Annotated in this window: 17 protein-coding genes and 1 pseudogene; 9 read left to right on the forward strand and 9 right to left on the reverse strand. The window is 39.9% G+C overall.

What is annotated here, in order from left to right; translation table 11 throughout:
- Positions 1–23: 23 nt before the first annotated feature.
- A complete protein-coding gene (locus tag AB2N10_RS11680; RefSeq protein ID WP_369433876.1) occupies positions 24–599 on the reverse strand; it encodes a TetR/AcrR family transcriptional regulator in 576 nt (191 codons plus the stop codon).
- Positions 600–897: 298 nt separating this feature from the next.
- On the opposite strand from AB2N10_RS11680, the gene AB2N10_RS11685 reads away from it, so the two are divergent.
- The 3 genes from AB2N10_RS11685 (at position 898) to AB2N10_RS11695 (ending at position 5,297) form a co-directional block, all read left to right on the forward strand.
- Positions 898–2,652, forward strand: a complete 1,755-nt coding sequence (locus AB2N10_RS11685) for a substrate-binding domain-containing protein (RefSeq protein ID WP_354625409.1) — start codon at positions 898–900, stop codon at positions 2,650–2,652.
- Between the two features lie 315 nt (positions 2,653–2,967).
- Positions 2,968–3,960, forward strand: coding sequence for a helix-turn-helix transcriptional regulator (locus AB2N10_RS11690; protein WP_354625408.1), 993 nt, complete (start codon positions 2,968–2,970; stop codon positions 3,958–3,960).
- Positions 3,961–4,079: 119 nt separating this feature from the next.
- Positions 4,080–5,297: a serine hydrolase domain-containing protein gene (locus AB2N10_RS11695; RefSeq protein ID WP_354625407.1), complete on the forward strand. Its 1,218-nt coding sequence runs from the start codon at positions 4,080–4,082 to the stop codon at positions 5,295–5,297.
- Between the two features lie 182 nt (positions 5,298–5,479).
- Here the strand turns inward: AB2N10_RS11695 and AB2N10_RS11700 are convergent, their stop codons facing one another.
- Together AB2N10_RS11700 and AB2N10_RS11705 are read right to left on the reverse strand one after the other, a co-directional pair.
- Positions 5,480–6,193 (reverse strand): PEP-CTERM sorting domain-containing protein, encoded by a 714-nt coding sequence (locus tag AB2N10_RS11700; protein WP_354625406.1) that lies wholly within the window; start codon positions 6,191–6,193, stop codon positions 5,480–5,482.
- Between the two features lie 402 nt (positions 6,194–6,595).
- Positions 6,596–7,036, reverse strand: a complete 441-nt coding sequence (locus AB2N10_RS11705; protein WP_354625405.1) for an excinuclease — start codon at positions 7,034–7,036, stop codon at positions 6,596–6,598.
- A 321-nt stretch (positions 7,037–7,357) separates the two neighbouring features.
- On the opposite strand from AB2N10_RS11705, the pseudogene AB2N10_RS11710 reads away from it, so the two are divergent.
- Positions 7,358–7,813: pseudogene (locus AB2N10_RS11710) on the forward strand (ISAs1 family transposase); the annotation flags it as partial.
- A gap of 285 nt (positions 7,814–8,098) precedes the next feature.
- Positions 8,099–9,454 (forward strand): hypothetical protein, encoded by a 1,356-nt coding sequence (locus AB2N10_RS11715; protein WP_354625404.1) that lies wholly within the window; start codon positions 8,099–8,101, stop codon positions 9,452–9,454.
- Between the two features lie 507 nt (positions 9,455–9,961).
- On the opposite strand, the gene AB2N10_RS11720 is transcribed toward AB2N10_RS11715, so the two are convergent.
- On the reverse strand, positions 9,962–11,878 hold the full coding sequence (locus AB2N10_RS11720; RefSeq protein WP_354625403.1) for a RecQ family ATP-dependent DNA helicase: 1,917 nt from the start codon (positions 11,876–11,878) through the stop codon (positions 9,962–9,964).
- A 69-nt stretch (positions 11,879–11,947) separates the two neighbouring features.
- Between AB2N10_RS11720 and AB2N10_RS11725 the strand changes: the two genes are divergently transcribed.
- Both AB2N10_RS11725 and AB2N10_RS11730 read left to right on the forward strand, forming a co-directional pair.
- The gene (locus AB2N10_RS11725) at positions 11,948–12,676 is read left to right on the forward strand and encodes a tRNA-uridine aminocarboxypropyltransferase (RefSeq protein WP_369433877.1); all 729 of its coding nucleotides are present in this window, start codon (positions 11,948–11,950) and stop codon (positions 12,674–12,676) included.
- An 84-nt stretch (positions 12,677–12,760) separates the two neighbouring features.
- Positions 12,761–13,522, forward strand: a complete 762-nt coding sequence (locus AB2N10_RS11730) for a hypothetical protein (RefSeq protein WP_354625400.1) — start codon at positions 12,761–12,763, stop codon at positions 13,520–13,522.
- Between the two features lie 52 nt (positions 13,523–13,574).
- Here AB2N10_RS11730 and mobB read toward each other — a convergent pair whose 3' ends face one another.
- The gene (gene mobB, locus AB2N10_RS11735; RefSeq protein ID WP_369433878.1) at positions 13,575–14,099 is read right to left on the reverse strand and encodes a molybdopterin-guanine dinucleotide biosynthesis protein B; all 525 of its coding nucleotides are present in this window, start codon (positions 14,097–14,099) and stop codon (positions 13,575–13,577) included.
- Positions 14,100–14,226: 127 nt separating this feature from the next.
- On the opposite strand from mobB, the gene AB2N10_RS11740 reads away from it, so the two are divergent.
- Positions 14,227–14,859: a LysE family translocator gene (locus AB2N10_RS11740; RefSeq protein ID WP_354625398.1), complete on the forward strand. Its 633-nt coding sequence runs from the start codon at positions 14,227–14,229 to the stop codon at positions 14,857–14,859.
- Positions 14,860–14,913: 54 nt separating this feature from the next.
- On the opposite strand, the gene AB2N10_RS11745 is transcribed toward AB2N10_RS11740, so the two are convergent.
- Entirely contained in the window at positions 14,914–15,828 is a 915-nt protein-coding gene (locus AB2N10_RS11745; RefSeq protein ID WP_369433879.1) for an aldo/keto reductase family oxidoreductase, read from the reverse strand.
- A gap of 447 nt (positions 15,829–16,275) precedes the next feature.
- Here AB2N10_RS11745 and AB2N10_RS11750 point away from each other — a divergent pair, with 447 nt between their 5' ends.
- On the forward strand, positions 16,276–16,461 hold the full coding sequence (locus AB2N10_RS11750; RefSeq protein ID WP_354625397.1) for a hypothetical protein: 186 nt from the start codon (positions 16,276–16,278) through the stop codon (positions 16,459–16,461).
- A gap of 87 nt (positions 16,462–16,548) precedes the next feature.
- Here the strand turns inward: AB2N10_RS11750 and yaaA are convergent, their stop codons facing one another.
- From yaaA to AB2N10_RS11765, 3 genes are all read right to left on the reverse strand, one after another.
- Positions 16,549–17,322 carry a peroxide stress protein YaaA gene (gene yaaA, locus AB2N10_RS11755; RefSeq protein ID WP_354625396.1) on the reverse strand — a complete coding sequence of 258 codons (774 nt, stop codon included), beginning with the start codon at positions 17,320–17,322 and terminating at the stop codon, positions 16,549–16,551.
- Positions 17,323–17,396: 74 nt separating this feature from the next.
- Positions 17,397–18,512: a PilT/PilU family type 4a pilus ATPase gene (locus AB2N10_RS11760; RefSeq protein ID WP_354625395.1), complete on the reverse strand. Its 1,116-nt coding sequence runs from the start codon at positions 18,510–18,512 to the stop codon at positions 17,397–17,399.
- A 13-nt stretch (positions 18,513–18,525) separates the two neighbouring features.
- Complete coding sequence (locus tag AB2N10_RS11765; protein ID WP_354625394.1) at positions 18,526–19,560, reverse strand: type IV pilus twitching motility protein PilT; 1,035 nt, start codon at positions 19,558–19,560, stop codon at positions 18,526–18,528.
- Positions 19,561–19,579: the final 19 nt, after the last annotated feature.

A 19,579-nucleotide genomic window follows, 5' to 3' on the forward strand; every position in this document is an offset into this window, starting at 1 on the left:
ATCGTGTTTTTCTTATCGCTAAATCACCCTGTTTTAAAGAGTAACGGCGCTAAGCAATTTGCTAACTGATCGGTTAATTGCAGTATTGAAATAGGCAAGGTTGACCGGGTGATGCTGTAGCCTTCGATAAAGGGCAAAACAATTGATACCGCAATTTGTAATTGCTCCACTGCGCATCCCACTGGGGCAATCGTTTGCAGATGCGTATATAGTTGCGCATATAGCTCGCGATAATATTGGTCGTAAGCTAAACGTCCTAGGCGATGATGATTTGCTGATGCCCAAAACTCTTTAAACAGATCACTATTGCCACTATTTTCACGATATTTAAGAATATAAAAAAGCAACGAACTTAATGCCGCTTTTCCCGATTGACGGCTTGGTTTTTGATAAGCTTGCAAGTAAGTAAAATAACGGTTAATAAAATCCTCAAACAGCTTATCTAACAAAACATGTTTATTTTTAAAATATAACAATACCGTACTTTCAGATAAAGCAGCTTGTTCCGACACTTTCTGTATCGAAAATCCTTCACAACCGACCTCTTTTAAAAGTTGCAATCCTGCCGATAAAATAGACTCAACTTGTTCATCAACCATATATATCCCCCGTATTAATACATTCATTGTAGGGGGCTTATTAATAGTGAGCAATCTTCCATAACGCAAACTTTTTCAATATGTTAACAACGAGACTCATGACAATGGCTATAATCATTACCTAGCCAACAAAGACATGGCTACAATGTGCCATTAATCTCCACATGCTTTATCAGGCGCTAGGGTAAGGAAAATAGCCGTGTGGAATTATCTATACTTCTATTTATAGCTAGAATCACGGTTGGCTTTTTTTAATGACTTTACATCTTGAAAAGTAGCATGAATATAAATATAACGAATGATGATTGAAAATGATGCAGCAGTATCGGGAGAAGCGATGAAACAACATTCCTTATATACTCTTATGCGAGGTGTGCTTTTAGCCTACTTTTTCTGCAGTATAATGAATTTATCCTTTGCGAATACGCTTCCAGAAAACACCCTCATTACCCCCTTAAAATCGCAAGCATCCTTTAGCAATAAACAGCACAAAAAAACACCACATAAAATAGCCTATATGCCACCAGCAACCGAATTTAACTATTACCTTGAGTTATGGAAGGGGATTTCAGCAGCTGCATCTGCCACTAAGAATGAAGTGTTTTTACTTGCTCCACAAAAAGACAACCCGACAGAACAGATAAAAATGCTTAGCAACGTAATACAAACGGATGTCTCTGCGATTATCTTTGCAACTCACGATGAAGTTGCCACGGCCCCTCTAATCAAACAAGCCATTGCCAAAGGAATTATTGTTATTATCGTCAATACAGACGACATCAACTACCCAACACCCGTGCATGCAATTGTTGGCTATAAACAACGTAAAAGCACTTATCTATTAGGCCAATATGCTTTATCTTTGACACAGAGAAAAACAATCAATGTCGGCATAATTGAAGGAGAAAAGGGGTATCACTCCGAGCAACGAGTGACAGGCTTTACAGATGCAATTAAGAACTCGCAATTACAAGTTATTGCCCGCGCTAATGGCCACTGGAGTACAGAAGGAGGTTATGCTGCCACATTAGAAATGTTCCGCAACCACCCCGATATCAATCTTGTTTTTGCTGCCAATGATTTCGAAATTATTGGAGTAGAAGCAGCTTTAAAAGCATTGAACATTCAAAATGTTCTCTTATTTGGCAATGATGGAGTCCCCTCTGTCATTGATGCGATTGCCAATAAAAGAATAGCGGCAACCATGTATGCAAATCCACAAGAAATGGGAAAAGTGGCATTTTCGGCCACCCTTGATAGCCTTACTAACGATTTCAAAGGAGGTTATATCGAGACAGCAATGACACTGATCACTCCCGACAACGCAGATTTACATTATTCTGAAAAAAAATGGCAACCTAATGATTTAAAAGAAATTATAATCACAGGGGAAACAACAGCAGGATTAGCTAATAAAGATGGTAGTGGTTTATATTGGGATATTATGCGCGCAATATATGAACCACTAGGCATCAAGGTTACGATAAAATCACTACCTCTTAAACGCTCACAACTAATGGTAGAAAGCCAAAAAGCAGATATGATGCTAGGAAATTATCGCGGATACTCCAACAATTTAATTTTTTCACAATGGCATTATGACACTAAGGATATAGTTGCCATATTCAAAAAAAGCACCTTGCCATGGCATGGCCAACAAAGTATTTCCGGTAAGCGTGTTGCTTGGGTTAGAGGCTCAAATTATGATAACTACCTTTCCGTAGACGTTATCACTAAAGAACAAAATAATCACGTAAGCCCATTGATAATGTTAGAAAGAGCCAGAGTCGATTACTTTCTCTGTGATCGCGCAGCTCTTGTCGAAGCATTAGAGGATTCAGCTAAACATTTGCAAGAAGCAGGTTTTAACCAAGACGACTACCAAATTAAAAGCCTCTTTAAATTGAAGTTATATCCCGCCTTTACCAATACACCTCGCGGTCAAAAGCTAGCCGAAATATTTGATAGTCAGCTCCCCCAATTACTCCACTCAGGTAAACTCAAGGCAATATTCGACAATTGGAATACCCCAATATTCCCATTTGACTACTGATACCAATCCGCATAAGCATCTGATCTATCTTGTTAATTAAAAATAATTGATAGCAACACTGCATTCAATCGCAGGTCATAGCTATAATTATGGAATCGGTAGACTTTGTATGAACTAATGGGATAATATCAAATCGTTTTATGGAGATGGATCCCCCTAATATAGTGACGCCCTAATAGGCCAAACGTTTAAACAACATTAACGTGTATGTTTAATACCAACCTGAATAAATAGCAGACCTATTTGGCTAGTTAAAATCAGATAACATACTGAATCAGTTTGGTATAAATTTATGCACGTGATAAGGGGGGAGATGTGTCAAGCCAATACGCACTTAGTCGAGCATCTATTGCAGTTCCATTTTTCAATACCATCAAAGAATATGGAAAAGATCCAAGAATCATCACCAAACAACTCGGTATTGACGATCACGTTTTTACTAATAGCAATCTTTATCTCCCCTCCTACTCATTAGGGCACCTCCTTGATTGCAGCGCAAAATTAACCAACTGTGATGATATTGGCTTTATATCTGGCCACATAGGTACAACGCAAGATCTACACCCTAAACTGGTATCATTGCTTGCTAACCAAGAAACATTAATGGATGCATTACTGGCTTTAAGCCAATGGCTGCATTTACAAGGCTCTCATTTCAATCTTGAGTTTGAATATATAGAGGGTGAGTTACGCATTTACCACACTAGCTCCTTGCACTCTTCACACAGAGGATTTAAACATGCGCACCTTTTTACAACATCACGCCTAATTAAACTATTAAGTAAATACCAAGGCACAGATTGGAAGCCTAATTATATTGTGTTGCAACCAGATATTGCCGACACCACGCAGATAGCACAAAAGACCGAAAACGGACGAGTATTAGTCGGACAACCTAAAAGTTATATAGCGATTAATTGTCAAATAGAGTCAATGGGGGCAACCAATAGCACTTACCGAGACAAGTCGACCAATGCATTACAACAACTAAAAATTATCATAAATACACTATGGTGCACTAACAACTTTAGTTTAGAGCTCATCGCTCACTTATTTGGTATTTCAGAACGCACCGTACAGCGTATATTTACCGAAAGCGGAGACACCTTTAGAAACTATATCAATAACTTAAAAGTAGACCAAGCAAAGCAACTACTTTTACAGGGATTTAGCGTAACTCAAACGGCAGAGAAGTTACAATACACAGAGCCCGCCAACCTTTCTCGCGCAATAAAAAAACAGACTGGCTTATCACCAATGCAATATATCAATCAACATGCTCGTGATTACACTCCGGAACTGCAATAGCCAATAATATTATAAAATATTACATGGCATACAATGTCGCAAAATGATAGGGACAGTATTGCCCTTCCCACGTAAAATTCTGAAATATACAAACATTATAATTTTGTTCAGGAGTCTATATGTTTAAAAAAACTTTACTTGCTAGCGTGCTCGCTGTCAGCGCATCAGCCAATGCTATCACGACTGAAACACGTCAAGCGTACAGCAAAGATTTTGGCATGGTTAGCTTCATGTATCCAAGCGAACAAGCTTCATGGTACTGGAAAAACCTTGATCAAGTGATGCCAACCGCCTCGGTTAAAAAAGCGGGTATTGCAAAACCACTTGAAAGAGATTACATCTCAGCAAGTAAAGTAAATAACGCGACTTTTAATGATACAAAATTAACTGAGATAATGAATGGTGAAAACCCAGCTGTAAACTCAATGATGATTGTGAAAGATGGCAAGGTTATTTTTGAAAAAAACAACATTCCTGCAAATACAAAACATGTATGGATGAGTAACGCCAAAGCTATCGCGGGTCTACTTGTCGCGATGTTAGAAGCTGAAGGTAAGCTTGATGTACAAAAACCACTTAAACAGTACATCCCTACACTAAACGGTAAAGATTGGGGTGACATTGCAATTATCGACGTATTAAATATGCAATCAGGTATGGATCATGAAGAGAATGATGCGGCACGTGCCAACCCTAACTCTTGGATCACTAAAATGATGTTCGCAGAAACGGGGGAAGCACCAAACTATTACGATACGTTAATTAACATTCCAAAAGCAAAAGCGCCAGGCCAAGCATTTGAATACAGCTCTGCTAATACGCAAATGCTAGGTTTACTGATTGCAACAATTGAAAACAAAACCTTATCGGAAGTGTTTGAAGAGCGCGTTTGGTCAAAAGCGGGCATGACTGGCGATGGTTACTTCTCAATGACACCTGATGGTCATGAAGTGATTCACGGCCTATTCAATTCTAACATCGAAGACATGGCTCGTTTTGGCATGTTATTTACCGATTCATGGTCAGCAACCGCTGAAAAGCAAATCATTCCTAGCGACATGGTGAAACATATTCAGAAATCGGTAAAACCAGGCGTTTACAAAGTAAGCCCTGCACACGTTGGTTTTATTGGCATGTTCCCTGATGAACCAATTGGTGGCAGCTACCAATTTGATGCGGTGTTTGCAGATGGAGATATCTACAAAGGCGGTATGCGTGGACAGGGTCTATACATCTCACCTAATAAAAATATCGTTGCCGTATGGTTTAGTAACCGTATCGAAGGTAACAACGTAGCAGGCTACATTCGTAACTTTGTAAAAGAAGAAATTAAATAACCTGTTTATCCGCCTGTATTGCATTCAAAAATAAAATACAGGCACTACCTTATCAAGTTCGCGGCATCTATATCTTTTATTTGATTGCACTGCGATAGAAGTTAAAAGTGCAAAAAGCAAGATCTACTCCCATGCCCCCTCGATTTATCTCTGAGCACGGGGTGTCCTGTACAGTTCCCAGATTAACTTATTTTGAATCGGCGAGTCGATAATCCAATTAAAGCAAGAGCAAAAATCGCCAGCGTTGCAGGCTCTGATACGATAATTTTCGTATTCGTGTAGCTAATATTATCTATTGCGCCTGAACCATGTAGCTTGATTTGCATTGAGTAAATTCCTGATATACCGAAATCGAGTCTTGCCCATTGGTTGTCACCACCAGTAAAGGGAGTGTAAAAAGTATTTGCTGATATTTCTTCGCCGTTAATATCAAATAAAGAAACTAAAGTATTGCTATTCGTTTCTTGACTTTCAATATCGAAAAAATCAATGCTGTTCAGGGTAACCGCTTCAGAAAAATCAATATTAAAGTAACCGGCCGCTCTTCTACCTTCATCATCAGGATTTGTACAGGTTAATGCATTACAAGTACTGGGATTTTCATGAAGAATTAACACATTACCAGGGCTAAGATCTCCTAGACTTGAGTTATTAAAGAAAGGAGCAGCAAGATCACTATCACCACCAGTATAATTATTTGTATCAAATATCACCGCTAGGTTATCTGCATTACGAGCAACATTTACCCCGTTAAAGGTAACACCATGAGACAAGCTATATTCATTGTCGATAATTGTCCCCGCAGCATATTTATCAAAGTTGATAATGCCACTTGTTGCGAAAGGAGAAGTAACAGCGAATAAAGCGGTTAAGAAGATAGTTTTAATGCAATTCATAATTTTCCAATAATAGTAATATTTATTTATGTGCCTGACTTATTAAGTCAAACCATCAAAGCAAAAAACAAGCCAACTTAAATAATCTATTTTTAAACATGCACTTATATTGATTTATTGATACATCGCCTTCTATGTATGTAAAGTAATTCGACTAATGTAAAACAAGGTTTAGCCCTGATGACTTCTCATAACTATGCATTTACAAATAAGTAAGCAACAAACGACAACAAACGGGGCATCCATGTATTTTACTTCATAAAGATAAACCCACGTTCAACGAGGAAATGCCTAAGTTACAAAACACCGTTTTGAAATACATGGTGAACTTCCTACACCTAATTGAACGTGGCATATTATTTTTAGTCAAAAAAGTATGGGTATTCTCTAGTACTATTATGTTTATTTTTCGAGTGCCACCACCTCACCACTCAGCGCAACTCCTGCCATAATGGCTCCTGCACCACATTGAAAGGTCTCGTTGCTTGAGGTGAGATTGTTTTTATAATTTGATTTGATATTTACTACCGCATTTCCACCTTCTTTTATCGCTCGGTCTTTTAGAGAAATCATGGCAGAAAGGAAAACCCAATTGCACGCTTCTTCATCTGTTTTATTGAAAGCGTTTGTTTTTTTCCTAGTTTTAAATTCACCTAATTCTTTGAGAGCTTTGCCGTAACTCTGTTCGCCAAAGTAGAATGAAACTTCAGAGCCTAATTTAGATTTAGCCACTTCAGAACTCATTGCCTTTGTAATAGAATAATTACCCACATCATCTCTAGCAAAAGTGCTTGATGAGAAAAAAACTAGTGATGAAAGCGCTAGAGTTGTTAATTTTTTCATTGCTATAAATTCCAAAATAGGTTGATTATGACTAGAGCATAACGAGGCTATACAATTTCTCATTGTCAGCCTGATTGTATTAAATAAAAAAACACAGTAATTCATAATCTATTGATATTCAAATAAATATTCTGTTTAAAAAATAATAGGTTCAAGCCTAGAGTGCATGTATACGCACAATTCAAACAAGGGCTTTAAAACAGCTAACAGCTAACAGCTAACAGCTAACAGCTAACAGCTAACAGCTAACAGCTAACAGCTAACAGCTAACAGCTAACACGTTGATTTTCTTTATTTCAATTTATGGGTGTCCAGCCTTTTGTTTCAGCAGGTCATGGGCGTATTGAAACGAGGATATGTGAGCAATTATTAATTGATAAAAAATGGTTGGCCAAGGAATATCGTTGGTCAGGCTTAAACAGTCTTATTAAAATAACCGCACAAGTACATGAAAAAAGTACAGGCAAAGAAACAGAGGAAACACGTTGGTACATTAGTTCATTGCAGTTAGGTGCAGAGCAAGCGTTAGGCGCAGTGCGTGATCATTGGCAAGTTGAAAGTATGCATTGGGTACTTGATATGACATTTAGAGAAGATGAGTCACGTATACGTAAAGGACGAGGACCATTAGCCTTTAACGTTATGAGAAAAATGGCAATGGCCTTATTCAAACAAGATAAAAGTAAATCGGCCAGTATGGCTGCGAAACAGAAGATGGCAGGGCTAGATGATAAATACCGCTCAACCTTGTTGGAGAGCGGGATTAAAATGCGCTAGCCGTGTCCCCACCCCAAGAAAACGTCAAAAACAAAACAAAACAAAACAAAACAAAAAAGTTCAACCAAAAAACCAAAAACATCAACCAATATCACGAATTCATTATTAAACACTCTGTTTTTGTGATATTTCCTTTGCATTTTACAACTGTTTAATAATTAAGCGTTTTTTAATGCTAGATTTGCATCCGAATAAAATATAACAAGGAGACTATTTTATGTTGAAAAAATCACCACTTACAATGATAACGAAGCAGTTATTTCCCCCCTTTCAGCAGCAGTATTCATGACTCTTCTGACAAGCCATAGCGTCTTTGCGGAAAACTTCTCTGCATATAATGCAGCACAGTTGTCAGAACACCTTCAGGCAGCTGTTGATAATGGCGATAGTAAAGATACGATTACAATTTTTGGTACCATTACGACATCACAACAATTCGACATCCAATCACCTGTAACAATTCAAGGTGCACCAGGTTTTCGTGTCAGCCGTATAGTGCGTACTTCAACTGATGCTTTTCAACCACTATTTAACATTCAAAGCAGTAATGTAACTATTCAAAATTTATTAATGTTTGATAGAAATGGTCAAAACGAAAATACTCAAGTTGCTGCAGATGCCGGCAATGACCACTCTAACGCACGTTTAATTAATATTCCCTATGAAGATGCTTATCAACAAATTAGCAATATTACCATTACCAACAATACCTTTGAAAACACTCCGGTTGGCGTTGCTTCTTCAGGGCTCATTCCTCGAAATTTAACGATTACCAATAATGATTTTAACAAGGTAAACCGTAGTGTTGAATTATTGCGTGATGTTGGTCGTGTGCACCACGTACTCGATGTGAGTGCCGATAATGTCGTATTAAATGGCGGAACCATCAACATCTCAAATAATCGTGTGACTGGTAATCGTATTCGCCTAGGATTCTCTGTTGATGCAGGCAATGATGGTATATATGTACCGCCTAGTTTTGAAAACATTCCATTTTTTGATGCTAGTGCACGTGCATTATTTAGTGATCGCCCAGTGGTGTTTACCAATAGCTCAACAATTAATGCGAATAGTATCGCGGGTGCGAATGAATTTGGTATTGCACTTGCGACGGTTGCTAACATTACTGTTGCAGGAAACTGGGTTGCAACAGCGGAAGACGATATTTGGTCTGATGATGCGAGTATTGAAAATAACTTTACAGCAGGCATCAATGTTGAGCATAACAGTGAAAATATTGTTGTCGATGCTAATACGATTGTGGTTGGTACAACGGGTGGATTTGCAACAGGTATTAATGTGCTAGGTTTCCAAGACCATGAAGCACCACTTAATCATGCACAGGCAAGTAGAAATATTTCTCTTGTGCGTAATACCTTTGAAGGGACAGGGCAAAATACTATTTTAGCATTTGGTTATGAAAACTTATTAGTGCAAGATAACGATGCTTCAGACTTTATAACGCGCAACCCTTATTCGGTGAACGCTTCTTTCTATACTATCCCTTGTGGTATAGGTACAAGTACAGCTTCAGGTAATACTAATATTTTCTTTAATCAAAGCAGTTTTGATGGTAACGGCAATGCTCCTCAGTTTTATGACGCTCATGGTAATGTTATTGACTCACCAGTTTGTAACTGAGTTTACTATAGCTTAATCACTTTAATGAAGAGCAACATTTGCGTAGCTCTTCATTGAACCCGCTTTTCAAATGACGTAAAACACTAAGATCAGGCTAATTACAGACACTAACAATCCACGCAGTGAATACACCTCGAATACCAATTTATCTCGACACACAGAGTACCCCTAGCAGTTTCATTGAATTAAGGCATTCTGAAAAAAGCATGTAAAACAGAAGATAGTTTGATGATGATTAGCTTTTTATTAGTTGTGGTGGCTAATAAACTCGCTAACTTTCATCAGGCAAGAACGGGGACAGCCACATCTTATACTTTATAAAAATATGGGAGTTGAGATCGAGGACATCCATATCTTTTGCTTTAATAAAAAGCAAACGCAGCAAACTGCCCCGATACATTGATTAAAAACAGATCAATATTACGTTGATAAAAGGTTATTAACAGTCGTTTATAGCGCTGCTTTTTCATCCGTTGTGAGGGATACCATCGCAGCGTATTTTTCCTACTATCGATACCCCAAATTCGCTTCAACCCACCCTTGCACTTGTGCAAAACGGTACTTTTCTAAACGTGCGAATCCTTGCACGTTACGTACTTTTAAGCGGGTGAAAATGGGTGTCGGTAGCCCACAGAAAAAACGCGCCAATAGCACTGGTGTTGTTTTCTCTGCTAATTTATCTCTAATTGCGGCGCTTAATTGGGTAAAGTCAAGGTCAGTTAATGGCATTAACGCGGGAGGTTCAGGCAAGCTAGCACTCTTTCCTGCACAGACGGAACAGTGCCCACATGGCGCTTGCAGATTCGCATCGGAAAAATAACGCGCGAGTTGTAAAGTTAAACATTGCTGACTGGAGAAAAAGTCGAGTAGATAATGAATCCGTGCTATTTCACTGGCCTCTTTATTTTTAAACTGCACCACGAGACCGTCGCGTAAGTCTGTATTAAGTGGTTGATGACTAACTTGATAGACCTGTGTCATCTGTTTTGTTTGTAGCTCCAACAATCCCTGTTGATCGAGATAATCAATCGCCGTGATCACGCGACTACGCTCACTTGGATATATCCTTTGTAATTGGTCAAAGTTGATGGTTGCCCAAGTACGCGCTTTATCTGCGCTGTTGAAAATGGCCTGCACAAACTGCTGCCGCTCTCCATTAAAGCGATTTAAAATCGTCGCTTCTGCTACGAGCAATTTGTATTTATATTCAGCGTAATAACTGTAAGCCGGTTGTAAAACGCCCTGCAATTCTAAATAGACTAATAGGGTTTTCAATGCCAGTAGACGGATATTAGATTGGCTCGATAGGCTATCCATCAACACCTCCCACTGCCCATTCGCTTGGGCTATCTCATGCAGTATATAATCGATGCCACTGGGTTCGGGAGTGTCGCTGTAGACAAAGTTTTCCAGCACATTAAGGTTGTTTTTATTCGCTAACAGCAAGCAGTCTGACGATAAACCGTCTCGCCCTGCTCGCCCTATCTCCTGCGCATAATTCTCAATGGACTTGGGTAAGTCATAATGGACAACAAAGCGAATGTCACTTTTATCAATGCCCATACCAAAGGCGATGGTGGCAACAATCACTGGCAGTTTCCCAGCCATAAAATCATGCTGAATCGCAACGCGGCGATCATTGGCTAAGCCAGCGTGATAAGCGGTGGCATCCACCCCTTGATTTTTTAATAAACTTGCCAACACTTCAGCGCTTTTTTGTAGAGTCACATAGATGATCCCAGATAATCCGTGGCGCTGTTTTATCCAAGGTAGGAGCAGCGCAAACTTATCCTCATCGGTGACTCCAATAACCGCGAGATTAAGGTTGTGACGATAGGAGCCCGTTAAGGTAATATGATCCGCGCTAATCGCAAATTTAGCCGCCATATCCTCAATCACTTTGGCGGTTGCCGTTGCGGTTAGTAGTAATACTTGCGGAATAGCAAAGTCGCGACGATATTGCGCTAATTTAAGATAATCGGGACGAAAATTATGCCCCCATTCCGAGATACAATGTGCCTCATCAACCACCAACAGCGAGATAGGTAGCTGCTTTAAGAAAAGACGAAAACGTTCGCTGTTTAAACGTTCAACGGAGATAAATAAAATCTTAATCTGCCTATTCGTTAAAGCGTTATAGACTGCCGAGGACTCCTGTGGCGTCTGCATCGAATGTAGGCTCGCGGCACTAATGCCCTTTTGCTGTAAAAATTGTAATTGATCGGCAATCAGCGCGAGCAAGGGAGAAACCACTAACGTCAAATTCGGTAAACACAATGCTGGCAATTGATAACAGAGGGATTTACCCGATCCCGTTGGAAAAATGGCCGCTCCACTATGACCATTAAGCAAGGCACCAATAACCTGTTGTTGCCCTTCTCTAAATTGAGTAAAGCCAAAATGCTGCTGCAGTAACTGTTCCATCTTATTCACTCTTTTCAATGACGACGAGGATCACTTATAATCAGCGACCACTTTGAGGTAAACAATATCATGCGAATTCATGCTCTGCATAAACTTTATCAACAACGCCATAGCCGCTGTACGCGCCCATTTTTAGCGAGAGGGGGACGTATTGAACGTTGCGTGCATTGCATGTTACTGCCCTATTTATGTATCTGTTCCATTAAGAAAACCGTGCCCACCAATAGTGCGTTTTTACTGTTAATGTACGATGATGAGATTTTAAAACCGAGTAATACAGGCCGCCTGATTGCCGACCTCATTCCCGATACATTTGCCTTTATCTGGTCACGCACCGAGCCAGATCCAAAGCTTTTAGCACTACTCAAGGATCCTTGCTGGCAGCCCATTATTATCTTTCCTGCTGAATATAGCGAACAGCGGCTACTAAAGCAAATGCCATTACTTACAAAGGGGCAACGTCCGTTATTTATTTTGCTCGATGCCAGCTGGGCACAAGCCAAAAAGATGTTCCGGAAAAGCCCCTATCTCGATCCCTTTCCCGTTTTATCATTTTCGCCAGAATCGATCTCACGCTATTTGGTGCGCAAAGCGGTGAAAGATAATCAACTGGCAACGGCAGAAGTCGCAGGAAGAGTATTAGAGTATATCGGTGAAACGGAAAATGCGCAGACGATGGATTTACTTTTTGAGACGTTTAAGGAGAATTATCTACTCGGTAAAGCGCGTAAACCGTTACCTGAAAATGCAACGCAGTTTGCGCTGCAGAAACAATTACTAATAAAATCAAAGGATTGAAATAAAAAATCAATGTCAGTACAGATTTATTGTTACGATTGTCCTACTATCAATTATACTGTTCAAAACTTATGAGGATAATGTATGAATATAAAACGACACATGTTAACAACTGCCTTAATCGCTTTATTTGCACTCGCTCAGGTCAATGCGGCAACAGTCACCTTAAAAGATGGACGTGCCATAGAAGGGAAGATAAAAAGCCAAAACAGTGAAACCATCGTTGTCGATATGAATGGTATTGAGATGCGCATTCCGGCTTCAGAGGTTGCCTTGATTGACTTGCAAAGTAGCACATCATTGGACAATACAGACACTGCAGCAGTTTCACAAACAAATACAACAACACAAGATAGCAGCAACATACCTGTAACCGTTCCTGCGGGCACAGCCATTACCATCCGCATGTCTGAATCGGTCAATTCCCGTAACCATAAAACAGGGCAGCGTTTTACTGGCGTACTCGAAGCGAATCTGATGGCAGGTAACGTCGTAGTCGCACCGAAAGGCGCGCAAGTTTACGGGGTGCTGAGCAATGTAAAAAAAGCGGGCCGTATTGCGGGCTCTGCGTCGATGCAGCTGGAACTCAGAGATATATCCATTAATAACGTAATGGTTGCCATCAGAACACAAGCGATCAGCGGTACAGGAGAAAATACCGCCAAAACGTCTGTGGGGCGCACTGCTCGTGCAGCTGCCATTGGTGGTTTAATTGGCGGTGGAGATGGCGCAAAAACAGGCGCAAAAGTGGGTGTGGGGGCAGCCATTTTAACTCAAGGTAGTGATATTGAAGTTCCCAAAGGTACACTGCTTGATTTTATTTTAACGGCCCCCATTCAAGGATGACAGTGTAAATATTGAACAGCGAACTCTCGGGTTCGTTGCTTCTCACTCGGCGCTATGAATGAACAAACTGACAAACAAACTGCGCAAGCATCTCTACATTGTTAAGATCTAACAAGGGCAACCTACAATTAGGGACTTGCCCATCACAGGCCACTGCAATAATGGATGCATCACTTGTAAATAAAAATGGCTTCGCTAAATCACTACGATGCAGCTCGATTTTAGAAAATGGCTGATCACGAAAACCTTCCACCAGCACTAAATCTAATGTATCAGTTTGTAATAAAGCCAGTTGCTCGCTCAATTTGCTATCGTGCTTTTGCGCATATTCAGAAAATAGAATTGAGCGCTGCGTTCCCGCCAACACCACTTGCGTCGCACCTGCTTTGCGAAGGCGGTAGCTGTCTTTACCCGGCTTGTCGAGATCGATATCATGATGACTATGCTTGATAAGGGCGACGCGCAGCCCCTGCTCAACTAATATCGGAATTAATTTCTCGAGTAGTGTTGTCTTGCCAACGCCACTATAGGCAGCAAAGCCCAGTAGCGGCTTAGGAAAATCTTCAATGGTGTGCATTTTTTCTCCCCGGTGATGAACATATTCATTAGCATTGCCAAAAAGCAGCAATGCATTTTTAATGATCATGCGTATAATAGCAAATTCAATCTATACACCACCTACACAATGATACTCTGGAAGCACAATGATCCCCTATCTCAATGAATTTTTAATGGTCACTTTGATCCACTTTTTAGCGGTGATAAGCCCCGGCCCCGACTTTGCTATCGTGGTTCGTCAAAGTATCAGCTTTGGACGAAAAACGGCAATCATGACTAGCCTCGGAATCGGTGTGGGTATTTCGATGCATGTGCTTTATACACTCCTCGGGATAGGCCTTATCATCACACAGTCAGAAACAGCCTTCATGGTTGCGAAAATTGCTGGAACTTTATATCTGAGCTATCTTGGCATAAAGCTATTATTCAGCAAGGCGCAAACAACAAAAACCATGGAAGTTAATGTTGATCATGATAAAAAACATCATCAGAAAGCCTTCATGCTTGGCTTTATGACTAATTTATTAAATCCTAAAGCGACAATGTTCTTTTTAGCGGTTTTTACTAGCATTGTTAGCATCAACACGCCCTTGTATGTACAAAGCATTTATGGCTTGTGGATCACAGTGACTACGGCATTGTGGTTTTCACTGGTTGCCTTTTTCTTTTCACAGCAAAGAGTGCGCGATAAATTCGTTAGTCATGGTTATATTTTTGAGCGGATAATGGGGGTAGTATTATTACTATTTGCAGGAAAGTTAGCTATCGCCTTAATGTAATCAACTTAACAAAGACTTGTTAGTAGGATCACTAGCAAGTCTTTGTTTAGCTTTTTATGGAACCGCAAAACCTTTCGATGCAACCCAAACTCGATACCACTGCTCAGTATTCATCTGTAGTGCTAATGCACCAACCGCTTCTTTAACACGGTCGATTTTTCCCGATCCAATAATCCCCACCGGATTGCACGGATGCTTTAAGACCCATGCAAAAATTACCTGTTCGATTGACGTAGCCCCTAATTCATCAATAAGCTCAGTTAAGGTGCCGCGTAATCTTCTCGCCTGTTCTGTCTGCTCACTAAAAATACCTCCACCCGCTAAACATGACCAAGCCATTGGACGAACACGATATTGTTGTAACTGATCGCAAACCCCATTTTCAAGCACCGCAAAGTGCATAGGATTAATTTCAACCTGATTAGTAACCAAAGGTGCATCTAAACGCGATTGTAATAAATCAAACTGCGCTGCGGTGAAGTTTGACACGCCAAAATGTTTCACCTTACCGCTTTGTTTTAGTTCGCTAAAAGCCTCCGCAACTTGATCTGCATCCATCAAAAAATCAGGGCGGTGAACTAATAAGGTATCTAACTGTTGCACACCTAAACGACGTAATGAATTGTCGGTCGACTCTAAAATAGCCTGTTTACTACTATCATAGTGAGAAACACGCTGTTCTCCGGGCGTTTGAGCAATTCCATTAATGCCAAATTTTGACACTATTTCAATTTGATCGCGCATCGCAGGGTCGAGTTTTAATGCTTCACCAAATAGTGATTCACAACCACCCGCATCATAAATCGCAGCGTGGTCAACGGTTGTAATCCCCATTTCCACATGCGCCTTAAGAAAAGATAAACGCGCCTGTGCGTTCATATCCCAAGCGCCTAAACGCCAATACCCCTGCACTAATTGAGAAAACGCAGGCCCCTGTGGTGCCATCAATACTTTTTCTACACAATTCATAACAAACTCCAACTAAACATAAATATTACCATTAAGGTTAGCATTAAAATAAGATAGCAATACAAGGGTTACACTTAGATACAAAGTAACTCAATTAATAAATTGTCGCCTTTCCGACACAAATAACATTCGTTGTCGCTTTTATGCTTACTTAAGGCAATTATTAAACGTTATCGCAGATCAAAATAATTATACAATTTGTGTAAAATATATGTTTATTTTGTAGGAAAATCCTGCAAAAGGAACTATATTACGCGCATGGGCAAGGGTGTGAAAAAGAAGCTGGTTATTGCAAATAAAAGCAGTAAAAGGAAACGCATCAATAATTACTTTTATCCAATAATTTGGCATTAATAATGCTTTAACCAGTAAACAATAGCTAGTAATAATAACTAGCAATTTTTAGATCCGTTACATATATTTATATGTAGCTGAGGAGTGCACTCTATGAACAAAGATACAATCAATACAACTTTTAACACCCCATTACTAAATGATTGTACCAATCATTTAGCCTTTCAGCTTAAACAAGCTCCAGCTGGAAATAAAAGAGAGCCAAAGAAATTGACGCCAACCTTTGAAACGTTATGCGCTGATATAGTCACTCATGAATTTATTCGTGGTTACAACTAAGTTATAACTCACTAGCGTTAATAATGACTAAGTAAACAGAGTCGCTAATATAACGACTCTGTTTACTCGCTATTGTATTATTACGAGCTACTTTTCGTCTCGATAAAAAACTAACTCGCTCTCGGTTGATTCCGCAGCAACAAAATAATAACCATCGACATCAAAAGAGGTTAACTGTTTAACTTCCGTTAATTGCTGTTCAATAATATAACGCGCCATTAATCCCCGTGCTTTTTTAGCATAAAAGCTAATCACTTTATATTGACCATTTTTTTGGTCTTTAAAAACAGGGGTAATAATCTTCCCTTGCAGCGCTTTTTTATTGACGGATTTAAAATACTCATTTGATGCTAGATTAATAAGTAAGTCATCACCTTGCTCAGCAAGCGATTGGTTGATAGTCTCTGTGATTAAATTCCCCCAAAATTGATAGAGGTTATTACCTCGCTCATTATCTAATCGCGTCCCCATTTCCAAGCGATAAGCAAGCATTAAATCCAATGGTCTTAAAACACCATATAAACCAGAGAGTATACATAGATGTTGCTGTGCATATTGCAAGGTAGTTGTAGATAACGTGTCGGCTTGCAAACCAGTGTAAACATCTCCTTGAAAAGCAAAAATAGCCTGTTTCGCCTTATCGGGTGAAAATGGCAATTGCCACTGCGCAAAACGAGCAAGGTTCAAACCTGCAATTTTGTCACTCACCTTCATTAATGAGGCAATTTCCTGCATAGATAGTTGTTGGCAGCGTGCTATCAATAACTCACTCTCTGCTAATAATTGCGCTTGAGAAAAAGTCGATATTGGCGCTGACGTGACAAAATCTAATGTTTTAGCAGGGGAAAGTACGACTAACATTGTTACTCCTAAACAGTAATATAATGACCGTGCGTAACAGCCATCATGCAGCGTTACGCACTCTTACGATGATATTAAAACCCTAATGTCACATCATCTAACGCGCCTGCGCTAAAACTTTTTTTATCGGTCGTTGAGTGTAGTTTGATCATTAAGCGAACATCATTAGCCGAATCGGCATGCGCCAAGGTTTCCGTATAACCAATAATGCCTCTCTCATATAACTCAAATAGAGATTGATCAAAGGTTTTCATACCTTGTTCCGTCGATTTTTTCATAATATTTTTAAGCTCATGGAACTCTCCCTTACGAATAGCATCAGCCATGGTCGGGGTATTATATAAAATTTCAAATGCGACACGCCGTCCTTTGCCATCGGCAGTAGGCACTAACTGCTGTGCAACTATCGCACGTAAATTTACCGATAAATCAAATAAAAATTGACGATGACGATCCTTATCAACCAAATGCATAATGCGATCAAGTGCTTGGTTAGCATTATTGGCATGTAATGTTGCTAAACAGAGATGTCCTGTTTCCGCAAAATTAAGGGTAAACTCCATGGTTTCCTGATTACGAATCTCCCCCACCAAAATAACATCAGGTGCTTGTCGTAATGAGTTTTTCAATGCGTTTTCAAAGCTATCGGTATCAATACCCACTTCTCGTTGAGTGATCACCGAACGCCCATGTTGATGCACAAATTCAATGGGATCTTCAATGGTTAAAATATGCCCTGCGGCATTTTCATTACGGTATCCTATCATCGCAGCTTGCGTTGTTGACTTACCAGAGCCCGTTGCACCCACACAGAGAATTAAGCCATGATTCGCCATACAAGTTTCTTTTAATTGCTGCGGCAGGTGTAACTCTTCAAAACTTGGGATATTACCTTCAATGCGACGAATAACCATTGAAGGTTGCTCTTTTTGCATATAGGCACTAACACGAAAACGCCCAGATTCAACCGTATTTAAAGCAAAATTAGACTCTTTTTCAATCTTGAATTTAGCGAATCGTTGTGCCCCCATCGCCTCTTCACAGAGTTGATAAACCTCCGCAGAGGTTAAGCTTTGATCATTGATTTGCTCTAAATAACCATTCACTTTCATCGTTGCAGGTAACCCTACGGAGATAAAAAGATCAGACGCTTTTGTTATCGATGCTTTATGCAGTAATGCCGTTAACATGACTTAATCCTTGTTAGAAAGTTTTAGGGTCAGATGCTTTTTGTGCCGCATCTGCATGAGAAACTTGCCCCTGGCTCACTAGGTTACGTAAACATTGATCTAATGTTTGCATACCATGCACCATCCCAGTTTGAATAACCGAATACATTTGTGCAACTTTATCTTCACGAATAAGGTTACGAATGGCTGGGATACCAAGCATGATCTCGTGTGCAGCAACACGACCACCGCCATTTTTCTTTAATAGCGTTTGTGAAATAACCGCACGTAATGACTCAGATAACATAGATCGCACCATGCCTTTTTCTGCCGCAGGAAATACATCGATAACACGGTCTATGGTTTTGGCTGCGGATGTGGTGTGCAATGTTCCAAATACGAGGTGGCCCGTTTCAGCGGCTGTTAATGCTAAACGAATGGTTTCTAAATCACGCATCTCACCGACCAGAATAACATCGGGATCTTCACGCAAGGCGCTTTTAAGGGCGCGATCAAAACCAAGGGTATCTTTATAGACTTCACGTTGGTTAATCAGCGCTTTTTTACTTTCATGCACGAACTCGATCGGATCTTCGATGGTCAAAATATGTTCATGACGACTTTCATTGATATAATCAATCATCGCTGCGAGTGTCGTTGATTTACCCGATCCCGTAGGCCCTGTTACTAAAACCAAACCACGGGGAAATTCAGATATTTTCTTAAAAATCGCGGGTGCATGTAAATCATCCAATGTTAATACTTTGCTTGGGATGGTACGAAATACCGCACCAGCGCCTCGTTTTTGGTTAAATGCATTAACACGGAAACGGGCTAAGTCTGGAATTTCAAATGAAAAATCGGTTTCTAGCTGCTCTTCAAAATCTTTACGCTGCTTATCATTCATAATGTCATAAATTAGACTATGCACCTCTTTATGCTCTAAAGCTGGTATATTTATCTTGCGAACTTCGCCATCTACCCTGATCATTGGAGGAACGCCAGCAGAAAGGTGTAGATCTGATGCATTATGCTTTACACTAAAAGCTAATAACTCTGTAATATCCATAATTTAAAAATCCTATTTA

It is taken from the genome of Psychromonas sp. MME1, assembly GCF_041080865.1.
Taxonomy (GTDB): Bacteria; Pseudomonadota; Gammaproteobacteria; order Enterobacterales; family Psychromonadaceae; genus Psychromonas.

Coding starts and splice junctions, on each gene's coding strand:
- AB2N10_RS11765 (WP_354625394.1), bottom strand. CDS start 19,560: ATGGATATTACAGAGTTATTAGCTTTTAGTGTAAAGCATAATGCATCA.
- AB2N10_RS11680 (WP_369433876.1), bottom strand. CDS start 599: ATGGTTGATGAACAAGTTGAGTCTATTTTATCGGCAGGATTGCAACTT.
- AB2N10_RS11745 (WP_369433879.1), bottom strand. CDS start 15,828: ATGAATTGTGTAGAAAAAGTATTGATGGCACCACAGGGGCCTGCGTTT.
- AB2N10_RS11705 (WP_354625405.1), bottom strand. CDS start 7,036: ATGAAAAAATTAACAACTCTAGCGCTTTCATCACTAGTTTTTTTCTCA.
- yaaA (WP_354625396.1), bottom strand. CDS start 17,322: ATGTTAGTCGTACTTTCCCCTGCTAAAACATTAGATTTTGTCACGTCA.
- AB2N10_RS11695 (WP_354625407.1), top strand. CDS start 4,080: ATGTTTAAAAAAACTTTACTTGCTAGCGTGCTCGCTGTCAGCGCATCA.
- AB2N10_RS11730 (WP_354625400.1), top strand. CDS start 12,761: ATGAATATAAAACGACACATGTTAACAACTGCCTTAATCGCTTTATTT.
- AB2N10_RS11725 (WP_369433877.1), top strand. CDS start 11,948: ATGCGAATTCATGCTCTGCATAAACTTTATCAACAACGCCATAGCCGC.
- mobB (WP_369433878.1), bottom strand. CDS start 14,099: ATGCACACCATTGAAGATTTTCCTAAGCCGCTACTGGGCTTTGCTGCC.
- AB2N10_RS11685 (WP_354625409.1), top strand. CDS start 898: ATGATGATTGAAAATGATGCAGCAGTATCGGGAGAAGCGATGAAACAA.
- AB2N10_RS11720 (WP_354625403.1), bottom strand. CDS start 11,878: ATGGAACAGTTACTGCAGCAGCATTTTGGCTTTACTCAATTTAGAGAA.
- AB2N10_RS11700 (WP_354625406.1), bottom strand. CDS start 6,193: ATGAATTGCATTAAAACTATCTTCTTAACCGCTTTATTCGCTGTTACT.
- AB2N10_RS11760 (WP_354625395.1), bottom strand. CDS start 18,512: ATGTTAACGGCATTACTGCATAAAGCATCGATAACAAAAGCGTCTGAT.
- AB2N10_RS11740 (WP_354625398.1), top strand. CDS start 14,227: ATGATCCCCTATCTCAATGAATTTTTAATGGTCACTTTGATCCACTTT.
- AB2N10_RS11715 (WP_354625404.1), top strand. CDS start 8,099: ATGACTCTTCTGACAAGCCATAGCGTCTTTGCGGAAAACTTCTCTGCA.
- AB2N10_RS11750 (WP_354625397.1), top strand. CDS start 16,276: ATGAACAAAGATACAATCAATACAACTTTTAACACCCCATTACTAAAT.